The organism is Streptomyces sp. NPDC040718 (assembly GCF_055593565.1).
This window is the reverse complement of the sequence record NZ_JBVIXO010000028.1, coordinates 1-18,986: the sequence shown is the minus strand read 5'-3', so window position 1 is coordinate 18,986 and position 18,986 is coordinate 1. Positions and strand designations below refer to the sequence as shown.

Here is an 18,986-nt window from a genome sequence, read left to right as displayed (position 1 = left end):
TTGCGGACTCCGTCGATCGCGACACCTGATGGTTCGTGAATTCCCTGACAGATTGGCGAATGTCTTGATCACCTCCGCCCCGGACCGGGCTGCGGAGCTGTGCCGATCCAACAAAGGGGGCTGTGTGATGACCACGGGTATGACGGACGTGGTGGTGACGGGGATGGGTGCCACGACGCCGCTCGGCGGGGACGTCCCCTCGACCTGGGCGGCGCTGCTGGCCGGGGAGTCGGGGATCAGCGCGATCGAGGAGGAGTGGGCGGCCGGCCTGCCGGTGCGGATCGCCGGCCGGCTGCGGGTCGAACCGGCCGAGGTCATGGACCGGGTGCAGGCCCGGCGGCTGGACCGGTGCGAGCAGGTGGCGCTGATCGCGGCCCGGGAGGCGTGGGCCGACGCCGGGCGGCCGCAGGTCGAGCCGGAACGGCTGGCCGTGGTGATCGGTACGGGCACGGGCGGCGCGCTGAGCATGCTCGGGCAGGACGACGTCCTGGAGGCGTCCGGGGTCCGCAAGGTCTCGCCGCACACCGTGCCGATGCTGATGGCGAACGGACCGGCGGCCTGGGTCAGCATCGAACTCGGCGCCCGGGGCGGCGCCCACACCCCGGTCAGCGCCTGTGCCTCCGGCGCCGAGGCGATCGCGATGGGCCTGGACCTGATCCGGCTGGGGCGTGCGGACGTGGTCGTCGCGGGCGGGGCCGAGGCGTGCATCCACCCGCTGCCGCTGGCCGGGTTCGCCCAGGCCAAGGCGCACTCCACGCGCAACGACGCACCGCGCGAGGCCTCCAGGCCGTTCGACACCGGCCGGGACGGCTTCGTCATCGGGGAGGGGGCCGCCCTGGTGGTCCTGGAGCGGGCCGGCTTCGCGGCCGCGCGTGCCGCCCGCGTGCACGCGGTACTGGCCGGGGCGGGCGTCACCTCCGACGCGCACCACATCACCGCCGCCCACCGGGACGGGCAGGTGCGCGCGATGCGCCTCGCGCTGGCCTCGGCCGGGCTCGGCCCGCTCGACGTCCGGCACGTGCACGCCCACGCGACCTCCACCCCCACGGGCGACCTCACCGAGGCCGAGTCGACGGCCGAGGCCATCGGCACCCATCCCGTCGTCACCGCGACCAAGTCGATGACGGGGCACCTCTTCGGCGCGGCGGGCGCACTGGGCGCCGTCGCCGCGATCCTCGCCCTGCGCGATCAGGTCGTGCCGGCCACGCGGAACCTCGACGAGCTCGATCCGCGGGTGGAGCTCGACGTCGTCGCCGGACGGCCCCGGCGGGGCGCGCTCGGCGCGGCGCTGTCCAACTCCTTCGGCTTCGGCGGGCACAACGCCTCGCTGGTGTTCACCGCCGGACGTGGCTGACGGTCCGGTCGCCGACCGAGTCGGCGAAGGCGCGGGCCAGGGGGGTGAGGGCGTCCCAGCGGCGGACCGCCCAGCCGACGGGGAGGGGCGGGAGGGCGGGTACGGGGACCAGGCGCAGGGGGCCGTCGGGGGCGGTGCGCAGGCCCGGGACGGCCGGTACGACGGTGTGGCCCAGGCCGAGTTCGGCGAGCAGGAGGGCGGTGTCCCAGTCCGCCACGCTGGTGTCGGAGCCGACCCGGACGCCGAGTTCGGTGAAGGCCGCGTCCAGGCGGGCGCCGGAGATGGAGTTCGGGGGCAGGCGGACGAGGCGGAGGTCCGTGAGGTCGGCGGCGGCGATGCCCGGGCGGGCGGCGAGCGGGTCGTCGGCACGGACCGCGAGGACCCAGGGCAGGTCGACCACCGGGCGCTGCTCGATGCCGGGTACGGGTGGGCCGATGGTGATCCAGGCCAGGTCCAGGGTGCCGGCCAGGAGGGCCTCGAAGCAGCGGCGGCTGGAGGTCTCGGTGCGGAACTCCAGGCTCGTCCGGGGATGGTGGCGGCGGAAGTCGACGATGGCCTCGGCCATGAAGTGGCGGACGGTCACGCCGCCGGTGCCGATGCGTACGGATCCGCCCTCGCCGTTCGCCAGGTCGCCGAGGCGGCGCAGCGCCTGGTCCAGGCCGGTGATCCCGTCGGCGGCGGCCTCGTAGAGGATCCGGCCGGCCTCGGTGGGGGCCACTCCGCGGGGGCGGCGTTCGAGCAGGGCGGTCGCCGTCTCGCGTTCGAGGCGTTTGACGTGCTGGCTGACCGCGGACTGGGTGCGGCCCAGTTCGCGGGCCGCCGCGCTGAGGCTCCCGGCCCGGCACACAGCCACGAACACCCGTAGATCGTCCAGGGTCATGACATCCAAGGTATTTCTTGGGTGTCGGCAAGGAAACCCAAGGATTGACTGGATGTCAGGAGGGGCGGAGGATTTTCGGTGGGCCGGGACCCAGGCGGCAACCCTGTCCGGTGGCCGCGGCCGGGTCCGGAACCGGGGAGCGGGTTTCGCCGGACGGGTGCCGACCACCGGGTCCCGGCCGACGGGACGCCGCACCGCCTCCCGGGTCCGGCGCGGCCCGGGAGGCGGTGCGGCGTTCCGTCAGCCGGCGGGGCAGCGGAGGGCGTTCGCGGTGACGGGGGCGCCGTCGGCCTTGTTGCGGTCCCAGGTCACCGTCTTGACCTGGACCGGGGTGGTGCCGACGGTGACGTCGAAGGTGTTGTCGTGGTCGGGGACGGGGTTCAGGCGGGCGCCGGGGAGGGCTGCCGCGAGGGTGGCCGCGTCCGCCCGCAGGGCGGGGGCGTACGTGATGACGGGCGGGCCTTCGGGGCGTGCGGGGGGTGCGGGCCTGGGGGTCGCCTGGAAGCCGGCGCGGGTGAGGGCCTCGGCGACGGCGGGGTCGTCCACGCGGAGCCTGATGGCGGCCGGGTTGGTCTCTACGGGGGTTTCGGGGACGGGCTGGATGCGGGGGTCGCCGGTGATGGGGCGGTCGTCGGCGAGGGCGTCCCAGAGGGCGGCGGAGCGGGCCTCGTGCCAGACCAGGGTGGAGCCGACCCCGGGGACGCGGTGGTCGAAGAGGCGGATGGGGACGGTGGCGAACTCGGTGCGGTCGGCGCGGAGCCGGCCGAGGGCCCAGCCGATGCGGACGAGGTCGTGCAGGTCCGTCGCGGCGTCGGTGCGTACGGTCTTGAGGAGGGTGCGGACGGTGCGGGCCGTGTTGACGGGGCCGGAGAGGGCCCCTTCGGCGGTGAGGCGGGCCAGCAGGTTGGTGACGGTGCGCTGCTGGCGGCGGACGCGGCCGAGGTCGCCGGGCCGTGTGTTGACGTGGCGGGCCCGGACGTAGCGCAGGGTCCGGTTGCCGTCGGTGCGGTGGACGCCGGCGGTGATGTCGAGGCCGGAGCCCTCGTCGTGGAGGGGTTCGTCGGTGCAGACGGTGGCGCCGCCGAGGTTGTCGACGGTCTGCTCGAAGCCGGTGAAACCGGTCTCCAGGTAGTGGTCGACGCGGAGGCCGGTGACCTGTTCGACGGTGCGTACGGTCAGGGGGCCGCCGCCGATCTTGTACGCCGCGTTGATCTTGCCGAAGCGGGGCGGGCCGGGGACCGGGTACTGGACGTAGGAGTCCCGGGGGATGGAGACGACGCTGGCGCGGCGCCCGTTCGCGGAGAGGTGGACGAGCATCATCACGTCGGTGCAGTTGCAGCCCTCGCCGCCCACGTGCAGGCGGCGCTTCTCGGCGGCGGAGAGGCCGGCGCGGCTGTCGACTCCGACGACGAGGAAGTTCGTTCCGCGGCCGCCGGTCCCGCCGGTGCCGCGCTCGGCGGACAGGGCCGTCGGGCCCGTGTGGGCGCCCGCGGCGAGGGTGGCCAGCAGCGTGAGGGCAACGGTGAGTCGACGCAACGCGCATCCCCTGACGTGGTGTGGTGAGGTGGTGGCGGAAGCCGCGGGAGGACCGTACTGCGGTTGCCGGGGGCGGGTGGGGGTTACGCGCCGGGGCGGACGCCCGGATTGCCCAGCGGTACGACGTCCGGTTCTCGTGGCGGTCCGGTGCCCCGTTCCTGTCAGGTTCGACTCCCGTTCGAGGCGTTCTCCTTCGCGTCCTGGGAGCTTCGTGACGCGAGGCTCCACTGGGGACGAAAGGACGACAGGAATGACCAAGTCAAGGCGCAAGTTCGGCATCGCCACCGTGGTGGCCGCGACCGCGGCCGCGATGATCACCTTCGTGGGACCGCAGGCGGCAAGTGCGCAGGACACGGCGCGCCGCGGCTGGGACCACTTCGGCTTCGGGGTGGCCTGGGAGGAGACCTACGGCTACTCGCAGGCGATCAAGGCCGGCGACGAGATCTACATCTCGGGGCAGCTGTCGCACGACGCGGCCGGGAACCTGGTCGGCGTCGGCGACTTCGAGAAGCAGGTCCGCACGTCGTTCGAGAACCTGGACAAGGTCCTCAAGCACTACAAGGTGCCGCGCAGCCAGATCATCAGCATGAAGATCTACACGAAGGACCTGCGCCAGAACTTCGACACGGCGGCCCGCCTGCACAAGGAGTACGTCGGCAAGCACCGCACGACGGACACCATCGTCGGCGTCTCCGACCTGGCCTTCGCCGACCAGCTGGTGGAGATCGAGGCCATCGTCAAGGTCTCGCCGCGCTCCTGACCGGGCGTCCCGCACGGTGACCGCCGCGCGACCCCCTCACAGCCCGCGTCCGGGGCCAGTCCTGCTGGCCCCGGACGCGGGCTGTCGTCGTGGGGCCGCCGGAGGCCCGGGGATCTTGATGCAGGGGGCACCGATCGGCGGGTTTCGGCCTTCTGGTACTTCTTCAGGCCATGAAGAAGATCACTCGCCGACAGGCTCTGGGGATCGGTGCCGGGGCGTCCATCGCCCTGGGGCTGAGCGCCTGCTCGTCCTCGTCGGCCCCGGCCCCGGCGGCCGGGACGTCAGGTGCCTCCGGAGCCCCCGGCGCCTCCGGAGCGCCCCTGTCCATACCCACCGGCGGCATCGACGAGGTGTACGAGGGGCGCCGCATCCAGATCACGCTGGGTGCCGCGGGGCACCACGGCATGCCGGTGCCCAGCATCAAGATCGACGGCAAAGAGCTGCACCTGATGGGGAACGCGGACGGCAGCTGGGTCACCGTCGTCAACCACTACGAGAGCTTCCCGGACCCGGTCTCGGCCGCCCGCGCCGCCATCCGTGACCTCCAGGGCGCCGAACTCGCCCCGTTCGTCCTCCCGAAGGAGGCTCCGCAGCTGTGACCGTACGCAAGAGCGTGGCCGCGCTGACCCCCGACGAGAAGCGCGCCTTCGTCAACGCGGTGCTGGAGCTGAAGCGGACCGGCGTCTACGACCGGTACGTCAACGCCCACAACTACTACCTGATGAGCGACTCGGACTTCGGGCCCCGGATCGGGCACCGCACGCCGTCCTTCCTGCCCTGGCACCGGCGGTTCCTGCTGGACTTCGAGGCCGCGCTCCAGCGGGTGGACCGCAACGTCGCGCTTCCGTACTGGGACTGGACCGTCGACCGGGCGGCCAACTCCCCCCTGTGGGCATCCGACTTCATGGGCGGCAGCAGGCGGGGCCGGGACGGCCAGGTGCTGGACGGGCCGTTCGCCTACACGGGCGGCAGGTGGCCCGTGACGGTGGGCGTGGACCGGCGCGACTACCTGCGGCGCGTCCTGGGGTCGGGGGTGCCGCAGCTGCCGACCAGGGCCGAGGTGGACTCCGTGCTCGCCATGCCGGTCTACGACACCGCGCCCTGGAACAGCTCGTCGAGCGGGTTCCGCAACCACCTGGAGGGCTGGCGCGGGACCAACCTGCACAACCGGGTCCACGTGTGGGTGGGCGGGCACATGGCCACCGCGGCCTCCCCCAACGACCCGGTGTTCTGGCTGCACCACGCCTTCATCGACAAGCTGTGGGCGGACTGGCAGGCCCGCAACCCCAAAGCCGGCTACCTGCCCGCGGCGCGGACGCAGAACGTGATCGACCTGCGGGGCGCTCTGCCGCCGTGGAACAACGTGACTCCGGCCGACATGCTGGACCACCGCCGTTTCTACACCTTCGACAAGCCGTAACGACCGGCCGGAGCCGGTGGCGGCGGGCCGTCAGACCGGGCCGGGGTCCCCGGGGCCGTCGGCGGCTCCGGCGCTCTCCAGGGTCTCGGCCAGCAGCCGCCAGATCTCGGCGGCCAGGCTGGAGGGGGAGGACCTCTTCGACGAGCCCGTCGGTGACCTGCGCGGGGCCGCCGTGGGCCTGGGCCGCTTCGCGGCGGCGCTGCGGCGGGTGGACACGGCCGGCGCGCCGGCGTCGTTCCGGGGCGGGCCGGCGGGGACGGCGGACGCGAAGGTGCGGGCCGCGATCGGGGACCTGGGCGCGGACGGCACGGTGGACGCGGACGCGGCGGCCGCCGCCTGGGAGGAGACGCTGCGCCTTCCGCAGTGGCGGGGCGAGCCCGTCTGGCTGCACGGGGACCTGTTGCCGGGCAATCTGCCGGGCCGGGGCGGGCGGCTCAGCGCCGTCATCGACTTCGGGACCGTGGGGGTGGGCGATCCGGCCTGCGACATGATGGCGGCCTGGACCCTGCTGTCCGCCGACGCGCGCGGGGCGTTCCGCGAGGAGGCGGCGGTGGACGACGCGACGTGGGCCCGGGGGCGGGGCTGGGCGCTGCGGTTCGGGCTCACCGCCGAGCACGAGTACCGGGTCACCAACCCGGTGCTGGCCGCGGTCGGGCACCGGGCGGCGGCCGAGGCGCTGGCCGACCACCACGGAAGCCGAGCCGCGCGCGGCGGAGGCCCGCGCCCCCTCGGTGGGGGCGCGGGCCTCTTCGTCGGCGTTGCGGGGCCGGTCAGGCGGCGGCGGGCTCGGACTCGGCGGCGGGCGCGGCGGGCTCGGCCTGCTTGCGGCTCCGCATGACCATGGTGGCGAGGACCGCGGCGGCCAGGATGGCGGCGGCGCTGACGGTGAAGGTCGTCGACATCGAGGAGACGAAGGCCTCGCGGGCCGTGCGGACCATCTCCTGGTCCCCGCCGGCGGCGGCCAGGGCTCCGGCGATGGAGTGCCGGGCCTGTTCGGGCGTTCCGGCCGGCATCCCGGCGGCGAAGCCGGAGGCGAGGAGCGAGCCGAGGATGGCGATGCCGAGGGCGCTGCCGGCCTGCCCGATGGTGTCGTTCAGGGCCGAGCCGACGCCCGCCTTCTCCTCGGGGATGGTGGCCATCAGGGCGCCGACGGCGGCCGGCATGGCCAGGCCCGCACCGAGGCCGAGCAGGCCCAGGGCGACCGCCGGCACGGTGAAGCCGCTGGTCGGGGAGACGGTGGTGAGCAGGGCGAAGGAGCCGGCCATCACGACCATGCCGCCTGCGATCAGGGGGCGGTTGCCCACCTTGGCGGCGAGGCCGGCGCCCGCTCCGTTGCCGATCAGGGCGGCCACGGCGAGCGGGACGAAGGCCAGGCCGGCCTTGAGGGGCGAGTAGCCGAGGACGAACTGCAGGTACTGGGTCAGGACCAGCAGCAGGCCGCCGTTGCCGATCTGGACGAGGGTCAGGGAGAGCGAACCGCCGCTGAAGTCGCGGTTCCTGAAGAGGACCAGCGGGACCATCGGGGAGGCGGTGGTGTTCTCCCAGACCACGAAGCCGAGGAGGCCGACCACGGCGACGGCCAGGGTGAGCGCGGCGCGGCCCTCGAAGGCGCCGTGCTGCGGGATCTCGATGATCCACCAGACGAGGGCGGTCATGCCGACGGCGGAGAGGACGGCGCCCAGCGGGTCGGGCTTCTGCCAGGGGCCCTTGGACTCGGGCATGAGGGTGAGGGCGGCGATCACGGCGAGGACGACGACCGGGACGTTGATGAGGAAGATCGACTGCCAGGAGAAGTGGTCGATCAGGACGCCGCCGAGGACCGGGCTGCCGATCAGGCCGAGCATGGAGACCGAGCCCCAGGCCGCCATCGCCCTGGGCCGTTCGTCCTCGTCGAAGACCGTGATGAGGATGGAGAGGGTGGACGGCATGATGAGCGCGCCGCCGACGCCCATGGCGACGCGTACGGCTATCACTTCGCCGGGGTCGGAGCAGAAGGTCGCGGCCAGTGACGCCGCCCCGAAGAGGACCAGGCCGACCAGCATGACCAGGCGCCGGCCGAAGCGGTCGCCGAGGCTGCCGGAGGTGAGCAGGAGGCCGGCGAAGACCAGGATGTAGGAGTCGAGGATCCACTGGGTGTCCTGCGCGCTCGCGCCGAGGTCCGTGGTCATGGACGGCACCGCGACGGTCAGGGCCATGGAGTCGACGACCAGGACCAGCGAGCTCAGGCACAGCACGATCAGGATCCACCAGCGGCGCGGGTTCCTGGTTTCCATGGGGGCGTCCTTTTCCTCTTCGTCTCGATGCGTACGACGTTTCGTTCTGCGGACACTGTACGCACGACGGAACGGTGTACGCAAGGGCTGGCGCGGACGGCAGGGGCCGGGGGTTCGGTCAGGGCTGGCTAGGCCGGGCGGTAGGCCGACTCCGGGGCGCGGGCGGCGCCTTCGGCGAAGGCCGCCGCGAAGGCGTCCGGGCCGAGGGCGGTGCGCGCCGAGCCGGCGACGCGGTCGACGTCGGCGCGTTCCTCCGGGGGCAGGGGCGCCCCGGTGGAGCGGCGGGCGGCGTCGGCGGCGCCGAGCAGCGCGGCCGCGGCCGATGGGTCGCCGGCCAGGGCGAGGGCTCCGGAGAGGCCTTCGAGGGCCAGGGCCAGGGCGCGCGGGTCGCCGGTGGCGCGGGCGGTGGCGAGGCCTTCCTCCTGGAGGGCGAGGGCGGCCTCCGCGTCGCCGCGCAGCTCGGCGGCGTAGCCCAGTTCGGCGAGTATCAGGGCGTTGGCGTCGTCGAGGCCGACCGAGCGGTGCCAGTCCAGGACGCGGCGCATGTGGGTCTCGGCCCCGTCCAGGTCGCCGGCGCGGCGGGCGATGAGGCCGAGACCGAGGACGGCGTTGATCTCCCCGGCCTGGAAGCCCTGTTCGGCGGCCCGGCGGCGGGAGCGCTCGTGCAGCTCGCGGGAGGCTTCGAGGTCGCCGGTGAGCAGGGCGCCGCGGCCCAGGCCGGACAGCAGGTCGGCGGCCTGGGTGGCCAGGCCCAGGCTCTCGGCGGTGGCCAGGGCCTCGTGGCGCAGCCGGGCCGCCTCGCGGTGGTCGCCGTGGATCTCGGCGAGGGAGGCCAGCGGGTAGACCGTCCAGAGGCGGGCCGCGCCGTCGCCGAGCCGGGTGAAGAGCTCGGCGCTGCGGGCTCCGTCGCGGGCGGCGCCGTCGAGGTCGCCGGCGAGCAGGCGCTGGGCGGAGCGGTCGGCGAGGGCGGCCGCGGTGCCCCAGTCGTCGCGGGCGGCGGTGAACCCTTCGAGGGCGAGCCCGGTCAGCTCGCGGCCCCCGGCGAGGTCGCCGGTGCCGCACAGGGCGTGCGCGAGGAACCAGCGGGCCCGGGCGAGGTCGTGCGGGGTGCCGGTGTCCTCGTAGGCGCGCAGGGCGTGCGCGATGCGGGCGGTGCGGTCCGCGCCCTCGCCGGCCATGACGGCGAAGCCGGTGCGCAGGACCTCGGCGCGGTCCCGCAGGGCGGGCGGGGCCTGGTCCGGGGCGGCGGAGGCCGCGTCGAGTGCCGCGTCCAGGGCGCGGCGTCCCTCGCCGAGCCGGCCGCGCAGCACCCGGTACCAGGCCAGCGCGCAGGCCAGGCGCAGGGCTTCGGCGGTGGCGCCGGCGGCGAGGGCGTGGGCGAGGGCGGCGCGGAAGTTGGCGGCCTCTGCGTCGAGGCGCTCCAGCCAGGAGTGCTGCCCGGCGCCGAGGAGGCGGGGTTCGGCGGCTTCGGCGAGGGCCAGGTGGTGGGCGAGGTGGCGGGCGCGTACGGCCTCGGACTCGGCGGCCTCGTCGAGGCGTTCGGCGCAGTACGCGGCGACCGATTCCAGCAGCCGGTAGCGGGGGCCGGCCGGGGTGTGGGCGAGGGCCAGGAGGGAGCGGTCGACGAGGCGGGCGAGCAGGTCGAGCACGTCGGCGGGATCGGTGCCGGGGCCCGCGCAGACCTCTTCGGCGGCTTCCAGGGTGCAGCCCTCGGCGTGGACGGAGAGGCGGCGGAGCACGGTCCGTTCGGGCGCGGTGAGCAGTTCCCAGCTCCAGTCGATGACGGCGCGCAGGGTCTGCTGGCGGGCGGGGGCGCCGCGGCGGCCGGAGCTGAGGAGGCGGAACCGGTCGTCGAGGCGGTCGAGGACGCCGCGTACGCCGAGGGCGCGGACGCGGGTCGCGGCGAGTTCCAGGGCGAGCGGGATGCCGTCGAGGCGGCGGCAGATGGCCGCGACGGTCTCGCGGTCCTCGGCCGTGAGGGTGAGGCCGGGGGCGGTCGCGGTGGCGCGGGCGGTGAACAGGTCGGCGGCGGCGGCCGGTTCGAGGGTGGGGACGGCCCACAGGGTTTCCCCGGCCAGGGCGAGGGGTTCCTGGCTGGTGGTCAGGACGTGCAGGCCGGGGGCGGTGCGCAGGAGCACTTCGGCGAGGGCGGCCACGTCGTCGACGAGGTGCTCGCAGTTGTCGAGTACGAGGAGCAGCGCGCGGTCGCGGAGGGCGGCGGCGAGGCGTTCGCCGGGGGTCCGGCGGCGCTGGGCCTCGGGGGGCGTGCCCCATACGGCGTCGTCGCGGATGCCGAGGGCGGTGCCGACGGCGTCGGCGAGGCCGGCGGCGGTGGTGCCGGCGAGCTCGACGAGCCAGACGCCGTCGGGGAAGGCGTGGGGGGCGAGGGCGCGGGCGGTCTCGACGGCGAGGCTCGTCTTGCCGACGCCGCCGGGGCCGGTGAGGGTCACCAGCCGGCGGGTTCCGACGAGTTCCCGGACGGCCGCGACGGCCTCCTCCCGGCCGAGGAGGGGGGAGAGGGCGGCCGGAAGGTTGGTGGGGACGGGGACGGCGAAGCCGTTGCCGCCGGGGGCGGTCGGGACGGGGGCTCCCGGGCCGCCCGGGGGCGTGGAGCCGGGGGCTTCGGGGCCGGGGGCGCCGGAGCCGCCCGGGGCGGCAGAGCCCGGGAACCCGAGCGGGGCGGCAGAGCCCGTGGGCCCGAGCGGGACGGCAGAGCCCGTAGGCCCGCCCGGGGCCGCAGGACCCAGGGCCCCGGGCGGGACGGCCGCCCGGGAGGGGGGCGGGGTGGACGGCCAGGGGGTGGGCGGGGTGGCGAGGGTCGGGGACTGGGTGAGGATGGACTGGCGGAGGGCGGCCAGGGTGGGGCCGGGGTCGATGCCGAGGTCTTCCGCGAGGCGGGCGCGCAGGTCCTCGTACCCGTCGAGGGCCTCGCTCTGCCGGCCCGCGCGGTAGAGGGCGGTCAAGTGCGCGGCGCGCAGCCGCTCGCGGAGCGGGTGCAGGGCGACCAGTTCGGCGAGTTCGCCGGCCAGCCGGGTGTGTTCGCCGAGTTCCAGGCGGGCTTCGGCGTGTTCCTCCCGTACGGCGAGCCGGTCCTCCTCCAGCCGGTGGGCGGCGGCGCGGGCGAAGGCCTCCTGCTCGAACCCGGCGAAGGCCGGCCCGCGCCAGACGCCGAGGGCGTCGGCGAAGAGTGCGGCGCGGACCCCGGGGTCGGCGGCGGCGCGGGCGCGGGCCGCGAGGGAGGCGAACGCGGCGGTGTCGAGGCTGCCTTCGGGGGCGCGCAGGGCGTAGCCGGGGGCCTGGGACTCGACCAGGGCGCGGGCGCCGGGCTCGGCCTCGTCCAGGGCGCGGCGCAGCTGGGAGACCTTCGCCTGGAGGGCGCGGGTGGGGTTGCCGGGGGTCTCCTCGCCCCACAGGTCGTCGATCAGGCGGTGCGCGGCGACGGGCCGGCCCGGGTCGACGAGGAGGGAGGCGAGCAGGGCCCGGACCTTCGACTCGGGAACCCTGACGGGAGTTCCGTCGGCAGTCCACACGCCCAGCTGTCCCAGCACCCCGAATCGCATGCGGCCCACCGTAACCCGGCGTCCGAACAGGGCCGCAACGGATTCCGAGCCGGTTCCGAACCGCTTCCCGCGAGTCTCCTTCCTGCCGGGGCCGAAGAGCGGCGGCCGGCGAGGACCGACGGGTAGAAGGAGCAGTGTCATGGGGAAGCTGGACGGACGTACCGCGCTGGTGACCGGTTCGAGCCGCGGGATCGGCCGGAGCATCGCGCTGGCCCTGGCGGCCGAGGGGGCGCGGGTCGCCGTGCACCACGCGGGGAACGAGGCCGCGGCGAAGGAGACGGTGGACGCCATCGCCGCGGCGGGCGGCCGGGCCTTCGCGATCCGTGCCGAACTGGGGCTGCCGGGTGACGCGCAGGCGCTGTGGGAGGCCTTCGACGAGCACGCCGACGGGGTGGACATCCTGGTGAACAACGCCGGGATCGCCGGGCCCGGGCTGATCCACGAGGTGTCGGAAGCCGACTACGACAAGGTCTTCGCGGTCAACGCCAAGGCCCCCTTCTTCATCATCCAGAAGGGCCTGGAGCGGCTGCGCGACGGCGGACGGATCATCAACGTCTCCTCCGGGGTCACCAAGACGGCCTTCCCGGGGATGACCTCCTACGCGGCGAGCAAGGGCGCGGTGGAGGTGCTGACCCTGACGCTGGCGCAGACCCTGGGCGGGCGCGGGATCACGGTCAACGCGGTGTCGCCGGGGACGATCGAGACCGACATCCACCCGTGGATGGCCGACCCGGCGGCCAAGGCGCACGCGGCGCGCTTCTCGGTGTTCGACCGGGTCGGGCAGCCGGACGACGTCGCCGATGTGGTGGCCTTCCTGGCCTCGGACGACGCCCGCTGGATCACCGGCCAGAACATCGACGTCAGCGGCGGCTCGGGGCTGGGCATCTGACGGCTCCCGGTCCCCCTCCTCCGCTTCCGCCCGACCCGCCCGACGCGAAAGGCACCGTGATGTCCCGGACCCTGCTCGTACTCGCCCACCCCCGAAGCGACTCCCTGACCGGGCAGGTCGCCGGGCGCGCCCGGCTCGCGCTGGAGGAGGCCGGGGAGGAGGTCGACCTGCTCGACCTGTACGCCGAGGGCTTCGACCCGCGGCTGACGCCCGAGGACGAACCCGACTGGGAGGACCGCGAGAAGCGGTACTCGCCCGTGGTGCGTGAGCACATGCGGCGGATCGCCGCCGCCGACCGGGTGGTGGTGGTCTTCCCCGTGTGGTGGTTCGCCCCGCCGGCGGTGGTGAAGGGCTGGATCGACCGCGTGTGGAACTACGGCTTCGCGTACGGGCGGAGCAGGCCCCGGCTGGCCGGCAAGCGGATGCTCTGGCTGGGGCTGGCCGGCGGGACGCCCGAGTCCTACGAGAGCACGGGGCTGGGCCGGGCCCTGGAACTCCAGCTGACGGTGGGGGTGTCGCGGTTCTGCGGGATCGCGGACGCCGAGGTGCGGCTGGTGTACGGGACGGAGTTCTCGGGGGTTCCGCAGGCGCTGCGGGCGGATCGGGCGCGGGAGGTGTTCGCCTCGGCGGAGGCTGCGCTGGCGGCCTTCACGGCGGCCGGGGAAAGGAGTGGACAGCCTGTTGCTGGGTGATCTAGCTTTCTGCCTAGAGGGTCTAGGTTTGGGGGCACGATGGTGCGCGCGGGTCTGAACGCGGCACGGCTCACGGAGGCGGCCGCCGAGATGGCGGACGAGGCCGGGCTGGAGAAGGTGACGCTGTCCGCGCTCGCGCGGCGCTTCGGCGTCAAGGACGCGAGCCTGTACTCGCACGTCAGGAACCTGCGGGAGCTGCGCGTGCGGGTGGCCCTCGCGGCCTCCGAGGAGATGACGGAGCGGATCGCGGCGGCCGTCGCGGGACGGGCGGGCAAGGAGGCTCTGGCCGGCTTCGCCGACGCCTACCGGGCCTACGCGCTGGAACGCCCGGGCCGTTACGCGGCCACGCAGATGCGGTTCGAGCCGCATGAGGTGGAGGGCTCGGCCGGGCTGCGCCGGAGCGTGGAGCTGACCTACGGGATGCTGCGCGCCTACGGGCTGGCGGACCCGGACCTGACGGACGCCGCCCGGCTGCTGCGGGCGGCCTTCCACGGCTACGTCCACCTCGAACTGAGCGGCGGCTTCGGGCACTCCCGCGAGGTGGACGAGTCCTGGTCGCGGGGGCTGGACGCGCTGCACGTGGCCCTGGAGAACTGGCCGTCACCGGGAGGACGGAACGAGGAGGAGGCGCACTGATGGGCACGGACACGCTCACGACCGGCACGCTGGAGGTTCCCGGTGCCGCCCTGTACTACGAGAGGCGGGGCAGCGGCCCGGTGCTGCTGCTGATCCCGGGCGGCGGAGCCGACGCCGGGCTGTACGCGGGCATGGCGGACGGGCTCGCCGCCGCCGGGTACACGGTGGTCTCGTACGACCCGCGCGGCCAGTCGCGCAGCACGCTGGACGGGCCGCCCGCCGATCAGCGGGTGGGGGTCTGGGCCGAGGACGCCCACCGGGTGCTCGAACTGGTCTCCCCGCACGAGGCCGCGTACGTACTGGGGTGCAGCGCGGGGGCCGTGGCGGCGCTGGAGCTGCTGGCCCGTCATCCCGGGCGGGTGCGCCGGGTGGTGGCGCACGAGCCGCCGCTGGTGGAGGTGCTGGACGCGCCCGCGCCGTACCGGGCGCTCTTCGCCGAGGTACGGGACCTGCTGCGCGCCGAGGGGACGGGGGCGGCGATGGCCCGCCTCGGCGAGGGGCTGGGCGGGCCGGAGCCGGAGCGGCCCGCCGGGGAGCCGGCCGCCGAGCTTCCGCCGGAGGTACGGGAGATGGCGCCGCGGATGTACGCGAACCAGCCGTTCTTCCTGGAGCACGTGCTGGTCCCGTTCACGGGGAGCGCCCCGGACGTGGCGGGGCTGCGGCGGGAGTCCGGCCGGCTGGTGCTGGCGGCGGGCGCCGACTCGCGCGGGGCCGATGCGCTGTACGGGCCGGCGAGCCGGCTGGCGGAGCTGACCGGGGCCGCCTTCGCGGAGTTCCCGGGCGGGCACGTGGGGTGCGCCCAGCGCCCGGCGGAGTTCGCCGCGCGGCTGCTGGACGTACTCGCCGGAGAATAGTTCCGCCGGCGCCGTGATCACGGCCCGGTCCTCGCCCTGGCCCTGGCCCTGGCCCTGGCCCGGGACCGGGACCGGGACCGGGACCGGGACCGGGACCGGGACCGGGACCGGGACCGGAGGCGAGGATCGCTGTGGCGGCGTCAGGAAGCGTCGGGCGAGAGCGGCGTAATGCCGCGAGGACGGTCTCGCCCGCCTTGACCCAGGCCGTGGTGGGGGCGCGGGTCAGGGGGCGGGATCGCGCAGGCTGATGTCGGCGAGCGGCCCATGCGTTCCAGGAGCGCGCGGCGGGGGTCGGTCTCCGCCGAGGTGACCGCGGTGGTGCGGGACGCCGGGGAGGCCGCCGAGGCGGTGCGGCTGGAAGGCGCCCGCCGGGTGGTGACCGCGGACGCGGTGCCCGAGGCCTCCGAGGGCTCCTTCGGCATCGTGTACGAGGCCGCCGCGGGCGAGCTGACCGCCGACGGCCGGACGGTGTTCCTGTACGAGAGCTTCGCCCCGCGGGGCGCGGACATCGGCTTCTTCCGGTTCTTCGGCGGACCCGAGCAGGCGGGACTGCGGCACTTCGTCTTCCGTGCCGCGACGCCCGGGGACCGCGAACTGGCGCAGCCGCTGGACCTGCTGACCACGGGTGAGCTCTCCTTCGGGTGGCCCGCCGCCGCCGTCGGGGACCGGCGGATCAGCGCATAGCGGGTCCCCCGGAGCCCTCCTGGCGCGCGCGGTCGCGGCGGGAGGGCTCGGTGGCGTCCGGACGAGGGGCGGTGGAGGGCCGGTGGAGCGCCCGCTCGGCGGCGCTGTTCCTGGGTAGGCCCCGGGGATGAGCAACGTACGCCCCGACAAGGGTTACACGCGGGACAGCCGGTACATCACCACCCGGATCACCGCCGACGGACGCGACGGCTTCCCGGTGGAGCCCGGCCGCTACCGTCTCGTGGTGAGCCGCGCCTGCCCCTGGGCGCACCGCGCGACGATCGTCCGCCGGCTCCTCGGGCTGGAGAAGGCCCTGCCGCTGGCCGTCGCCGGGCCGACGCACGACAAGCGCAGCTGGACCTTCGACCTCGACCCGGACGGCCGCGACCCGGTACTCGGGATAGAGCGGCTCCAGGAGGCCTACTTCGCCCGCGACCCCGAGTACGACCGGGGCATCACCGTGCCCGCGATCGTGGACGTGCCGAGCGGCGAGGTGGTCACCAACGACTACGCGCAGATCACCCTGGACATGTCGCTGGAGTGGACGGCGTACCACCGCGACGGGGCGCCGGAGCTGTACCCGGCCGCGCTGCGGGCGGAGATCGACGCGGTCAGCGAGGAGATCTACAGGGACGTGAACAACGGCGTCTACCGCGCCGGGTTCGCCAAGTCCCAGGAGGCGTACGAGGAGGCGTACGAGGCGCTCTTCGACCGCCTCGACCGGTTCTCGGAGCGGCTGGAGCGGTCCCGCTACCTCGTCGGCGACACGATCACCGAGGCGGACATCCGGCTGTTCACCTCGCTGGTGCGCTTCGACGCCGTGTACCACGGCCACTTCAAGTGCAACCGGCAGCGGCTCTCGGACATGCCGGTGCTGTGGGCGTACGCCCGGGACCTGTTCCAGACGCCGGGGTTCGGGGACACGGTCGACTTCGACCACATCAAGCAGCACTTCTACGTCGTGCACAGCCACATCAACCCGTCCGGGATCGTTCCCGCCGGCCCCGACCCGTCGGGCTGGCTCGAAGCGCACGGCCGGGAGGCGCTGGGCGGGCGCCCGTTCGGGGACGGCACCCCGCCCGGGCCGCCCTCCCCCGCCGAGGCCGTCCCGCCGCTGGGTGCGCCGTCGCGGGCCTGAGGCGGCGGCCCGGCCGGGCACCGTACCGAGGGGGCGGCCCCGCGGCCGCCCCCTCCGTGCTGCCCTCGGGGTGTCAGTCCCGTACCGCCGGGCCCAGCCGTTCGGCGGGTTCCTCCAGTTGGCGCCGTAGTCCCGGAGCAGGGCGGCCGGGGCCTCGCCCCGGACGACGGCGGCGATCTTCCAGGCGAGGTCGTGGGCGTCCTGCACCCCGGTGTTCATGCCCTGGCCGCCGGCGGGGCCGTGCACGTGGGCGGCGTCGCCGGCGATGGAGACGCGGCCCAGCTGGTAGGTGCCCGCGTGCCGGGCGTGGATGCGGAAGACGGTCTCCCAGAGGGGTTCGACGAGGCGGACGCCGCGCGGGCCGCGCTCGTCGACGATCTGCTGCATCCGCTCCGGGCCGGCGCTCTCGCCGGGGGCGAGGCTGGAGAAGAACCGGTACCGACACCCCGAGCCTCGACGACGGCGTCGGCCTCGCGGATCAGCGAACGTACGCCTCGGGGTGCGGGTTCACTCCGGGCCGTCCGGGCCGCCGATCGGGGGGATGCGGCGCAGCAGGGCGGCCACCGCCACCGCCGTCAGGACGGCCAGGCCCGCGCTGACCAGGGCGGCCGTGTGGAAGCCGGCGGTGAACGCCTCCCGGGCCGTGGTGAGGAGTTCGGTGCCGAGGGTGCCGGGGAGCCGTGCCGCCGCGTCGGCCGCGCCGCCGATCGTGTCCCGGGCCGCGGCCAGCGCGTCGGCGGGCAGCCCGGACGGGGCCCCTGCGGTGACTCCGTCCCGGTACACGGCCACGGCGGCGCTGCCGGTGCCGGCGATGCCGAGGGCGAGTCCGAGGTCGTACGCGGTCTGGCCGGTCGCCGCCGCCGAACCGGCCTTCTCCGCCGGGGCGGAGCCCACCGCGAGGGCCGTGCCGAGGACGCTGATGGGGGCGATGCCGAACATGACCAGCGCCAGGCCGAGGGAGACGGGCACGACGCCGTCGGCCGTGGCCAGCCAGAACCCGGGCAGGGTGAGGGCCAGGCCGGCGAGGATGACGTGGGCGGGACGCGTCCGCCGTGCGAACACCGGGGTGAGCTGGGAGCCGAGGACCAGGCCCGCCGCTCCGGGCAGCAGCCACAGGCCGGCGGCCAGCGGGCTCAGCCCGCCGATGGCGAGAAAGTGCTGCGGGACGAGGTACTCGATGCCGTTGAGGGCGGTCATGCCGAGCAGCAGCGCCAGCAGGGCGCCGGTGAAGGCGGGCCGGGAGAAGAGGCGGAGGTCGAGGAGGGGGGTGGTGAGGCGGTTCTGGCGGTGTACGAAGAGAACGGCGAAGAGGGTGCCGGCCGCGACGGCCGCCAGCTGCGGGAGCTGCGGGCCGTGCTCGGCGAGCTTCTTGACCCCGTAGACGGCCGGGAGGACCGCGAGGAGGAACAGTCCGGCGCTGGGCAGGTCGATCCGGCCGGCGGCGGGGTCGCGGTACTCGGGGAGCAGCAGCGGTGCCAGGAACAGCACCGGGAGCATGACGGGGACGCCGAGGAGGAAGACCGAGCCCCACCAGTAGCTGTCCAGCAGCACTCCGCCGACGACGGGGCCGACGGCGATCCCGACCGAGAGGGCGGTGACCCACATGGCGATGGCGGTGGCCCGCTGGCGGGCGTCGGCGAACATGTGGCTGATCAGGGCGAGGGTGGACGGCAGTACCGCCGCGCCCGCCACGCCCAGCAGGGCCCGCGCCGCGATGAGCGTGCCCGGGCCGGGGGCGTACGCGGCGAGCAGCGAGGCGGCGACCACCCCGGCGGACCCGGCCAGCAGCAGCCGGCGGCGCCCGATCCGGTCGCCGAGCGTGCCCATGATCACCAGGAAGCCGGCGGTCATGAACCCGTACATGTCGGTGGTCCAGAGCAGTTGGCTGCTGGTGGGGTGCAGGTCGGCGGTGAGGTAGGGGGTGGCCAGCCAGAGCACCCCGAGGTCTGCGGTCATCAGGGTCACGGGCAGCAGCAGCACGGCGAGTCCCAGCCACTGCCGCGCCCCGGCCCGCCGGGGCAGGGCCGGGGCGGGCTCGGGGGATGTGGTCGTCGAAGTCATGGCGGCACTGTGCGGCCCGGCGCTTCGGATCCGGTTCGGGTCCTGTTGCGGACGTGTTGCGGTCGGGGGGCGGGGTGGGGCTTCAGCGCGGGACCGTCCAGCTGTCGGGGCCGGTGAGGAGGGCGGCGAGGTCCGCTTTGCCGTGCTGCTCTATGGCTGTGTCGAGCTGGTCGGCCATGAGGGTGTCGTAGACGGGTCGTTCCACGCTCCGGAAGACGCCGATGGGGGTCTGGTGGAGGGTGTCGGGGT

At 75.0% G+C, this 18,986-nt stretch carries 16 protein-coding genes and 2 pseudogenes; 11 read left to right on the top strand and 7 right to left on the bottom strand.

The window, feature by feature from the left end; all coding sequences use genetic code 11:
• The first annotated feature begins 127 nt into the window (after positions 1 to 127).
• Positions 128 to 1,354, top strand: a complete 1,227-nt coding sequence (locus tag ACZ597_RS34945; RefSeq protein ID WP_471339314.1) for a beta-ketoacyl-[acyl-carrier-protein] synthase family protein — start codon at positions 128 to 130, stop codon at positions 1,352 to 1,354.
• Here the strand turns inward: ACZ597_RS34945 and ACZ597_RS34940 are convergent.
• Together ACZ597_RS34940 and ACZ597_RS34935 are read right to left on the bottom strand one after the other, a co-directional pair.
• The gene (locus ACZ597_RS34940) at positions 1,335 to 2,234 is read right to left on the bottom strand and encodes a LysR family transcriptional regulator (protein WP_471339312.1); all 900 of its coding nucleotides are present in this window, start codon (positions 2,232 to 2,234) and stop codon (positions 1,335 to 1,337) included. The genes ACZ597_RS34945 and ACZ597_RS34940 overlap by 20 nt on opposite strands.
• Positions 2,235 to 2,474: 240 nt before the next feature.
• Positions 2,475 to 3,770: an LCP family protein gene (locus ACZ597_RS34935; protein WP_471339310.1), complete on the bottom strand. Its 1,296-nt coding sequence runs from the start codon at positions 3,768 to 3,770 to the stop codon at positions 2,475 to 2,477.
• 250 nt (positions 3,771 to 4,020) lie between these two features.
• On the opposite strand from ACZ597_RS34935, the gene ACZ597_RS34930 reads away from it, so the two are divergent.
• The 4 genes from ACZ597_RS34930 to ACZ597_RS34915 all read left to right on the top strand — a co-directional run bounded on the left by ACZ597_RS34930 (position 4,021) and on the right by ACZ597_RS34915 (position 6,788).
• On the top strand, positions 4,021 to 4,530 hold the full coding sequence (locus ACZ597_RS34930) for a RidA family protein (RefSeq protein WP_471339308.1): 510 nt from the start codon (positions 4,021 to 4,023) through the stop codon (positions 4,528 to 4,530).
• 170 nt (positions 4,531 to 4,700) lie between these two features.
• Complete coding sequence (melC1, locus tag ACZ597_RS34925) at positions 4,701 to 5,129, top strand: apotyrosinase chaperone MelC1 (protein WP_471339306.1); 429 nt, start codon at positions 4,701 to 4,703, stop codon at positions 5,127 to 5,129.
• Positions 5,126 to 5,950, top strand: coding sequence for a tyrosinase MelC2 (melC2, locus tag ACZ597_RS34920; protein ID WP_471339304.1), 825 nt, complete (start codon positions 5,126 to 5,128; stop codon positions 5,948 to 5,950). Before melC1 ends, melC2 begins: the two co-directional genes overlap by 4 nt.
• A gap of 16 nt (positions 5,951 to 5,966) precedes the next feature.
• Positions 5,967 to 6,788, top strand: coding sequence for a phosphotransferase (locus tag ACZ597_RS34915; protein ID WP_471339302.1), 822 nt, complete (start codon positions 5,967 to 5,969; stop codon positions 6,786 to 6,788).
• On the opposite strand, the gene ACZ597_RS34910 is transcribed toward ACZ597_RS34915, so the two are convergent.
• Both ACZ597_RS34910 and ACZ597_RS34905 read right to left on the bottom strand, forming a co-directional pair.
• Complete coding sequence (locus ACZ597_RS34910; protein ID WP_471339300.1) at positions 6,721 to 8,223, bottom strand: MFS transporter; 1,503 nt, start codon at positions 8,221 to 8,223, stop codon at positions 6,721 to 6,723. The genes ACZ597_RS34915 and ACZ597_RS34910 overlap by 68 nt on opposite strands.
• Before the next feature lie 128 nt (positions 8,224 to 8,351).
• Entirely contained in the window at positions 8,352 to 11,783 is a 3,432-nt protein-coding gene (locus ACZ597_RS34905) for an AfsR/SARP family transcriptional regulator (protein WP_471339298.1), read from the bottom strand.
• 139 nt (positions 11,784 to 11,922) lie between these two features.
• Between ACZ597_RS34905 and ACZ597_RS34900 the strand changes: the two genes are divergently transcribed.
• The 6 genes from ACZ597_RS34900 (at position 11,923) to ACZ597_RS34875 (ending at position 16,676) form a co-directional block, all read left to right on the top strand.
• Positions 11,923 to 12,672 carry an SDR family oxidoreductase gene (locus tag ACZ597_RS34900; RefSeq protein ID WP_471339296.1) on the top strand — a complete coding sequence of 250 codons (750 nt, stop codon included), beginning with the start codon at positions 11,923 to 11,925 and terminating at the stop codon, positions 12,670 to 12,672.
• Positions 12,673 to 12,731: 59 nt separating this feature from the next.
• Positions 12,732 to 13,364: an NAD(P)H oxidoreductase gene (locus ACZ597_RS34895; protein WP_471339294.1), complete on the top strand. Its 633-nt coding sequence runs from the start codon at positions 12,732 to 12,734 to the stop codon at positions 13,362 to 13,364.
• 39 nt (positions 13,365 to 13,403) lie between these two features.
• Entirely contained in the window at positions 13,404 to 14,000 is a 597-nt protein-coding gene (locus ACZ597_RS34890; RefSeq protein ID WP_471339292.1) for a TetR-like C-terminal domain-containing protein, read from the top strand.
• On the top strand, positions 14,000 to 14,854 hold the full coding sequence (locus ACZ597_RS34885; RefSeq protein ID WP_471339290.1) for an alpha/beta fold hydrolase: 855 nt from the start codon (positions 14,000 to 14,002) through the stop codon (positions 14,852 to 14,854). Before ACZ597_RS34890 ends, ACZ597_RS34885 begins: the two co-directional genes overlap by 1 nt.
• A 264-nt stretch (positions 14,855 to 15,118) precedes the next feature.
• Positions 15,119 to 15,538, top strand: a complete 420-nt coding sequence (locus ACZ597_RS34880) for an MDR/zinc-dependent alcohol dehydrogenase-like family protein (RefSeq protein ID WP_471339288.1) — start codon at positions 15,119 to 15,121, stop codon at positions 15,536 to 15,538.
• 127 nt (positions 15,539 to 15,665) lie between these two features.
• On the top strand, positions 15,666 to 16,676 hold the full coding sequence (locus ACZ597_RS34875; protein ID WP_471339286.1) for a glutathione S-transferase family protein: 1,011 nt from the start codon (positions 15,666 to 15,668) through the stop codon (positions 16,674 to 16,676).
• A 177-nt stretch (positions 16,677 to 16,853) separates the two neighbouring features.
• Here the strand turns inward: ACZ597_RS34875 and ACZ597_RS34870 are convergent.
• From ACZ597_RS34870 to ACZ597_RS34860, 3 genes and pseudogenes are all read right to left on the bottom strand, one after another.
• Positions 16,854 to 17,063 (bottom strand): annotated as a pseudogene (locus tag ACZ597_RS34870) (FAD-dependent monooxygenase); the annotation flags it as partial.
• 120 nt (positions 17,064 to 17,183) lie between these two features.
• Positions 17,184 to 18,737: an MFS transporter gene (locus tag ACZ597_RS34865; RefSeq protein WP_471339284.1), complete on the bottom strand. Its 1,554-nt coding sequence runs from the start codon at positions 18,735 to 18,737 to the stop codon at positions 17,184 to 17,186.
• A gap of 82 nt (positions 18,738 to 18,819) precedes the next feature.
• A pseudogene (locus tag ACZ597_RS34860) lies at positions 18,820 to 18,986 on the bottom strand (2-oxoacid:ferredoxin oxidoreductase subunit beta); the annotation flags it as partial.